The organism is Sodalis-like endosymbiont of Proechinophthirus fluctus (assembly GCF_001602625.1).
In the GTDB taxonomy this organism is placed as follows: domain Bacteria; phylum Pseudomonadota; class Gammaproteobacteria; order Enterobacterales; family Enterobacteriaceae.
In genome coordinates, this window is the sequence record NZ_LECR01000030.1 from 5465 (window position 1) to 5850 (window position 386).

A 386-nucleotide genomic window follows, 5' to 3' on the forward strand; every position below is an offset into this window, starting at 1 on the left:
ATCTGCAGGTGTTCCCATGGCGACGGCAAGGGGGACAGCTACTCAGCGCCCATTTCCCTGCCATTGGTTGCCTGAGCCTGATAGTCGCGCGCAAGCGCACGTTCCCCCTCAGTCCGACGCCGCTGAAAAACAAAGCGTCCGCGCGGGGATTGCGGCGGCCGGTAAACGCCACCACCCGCAGTTGCCGGCAGCGGTATTCCTAGAAAGAAGAATGAAGCCGCCCTAATCCGCTCGGCCGCCGCCCGTTTACGCTTCCACCAGATAACCGATATCCTCCAACGCCGGATGGCAGGCAGCGCTGCGCGCCAGTTCGTCGCAGCGTTCGTTTTCCAGATGGCCCGCATGGCCCTTCACCCAATCCCAGCGCAGAGTATGAGGCTGAACTG

Annotated in this window: 1 protein-coding gene and 1 pseudogene; one reads left to right on the forward strand and one right to left on the reverse strand. The window is 62.4% G+C overall.

Going from position 1 to position 386, the window contains the following annotated elements; translation table 11 throughout:
* Nucleotides 1-203, forward strand: a pseudogene (locus BG74_RS12760) (SAM-dependent methyltransferase); the annotation flags it as partial.
* A 43-nt stretch (nt 204-246) separates the two neighbouring features.
* Here BG74_RS12760 and BG74_RS16385 read toward each other — a convergent pair.
* A partial coding sequence (locus BG74_RS16385) for an RNase H family protein (protein WP_305809569.1) occupies nt 247-386 on the reverse strand: 140 nt, incomplete at its 5' end.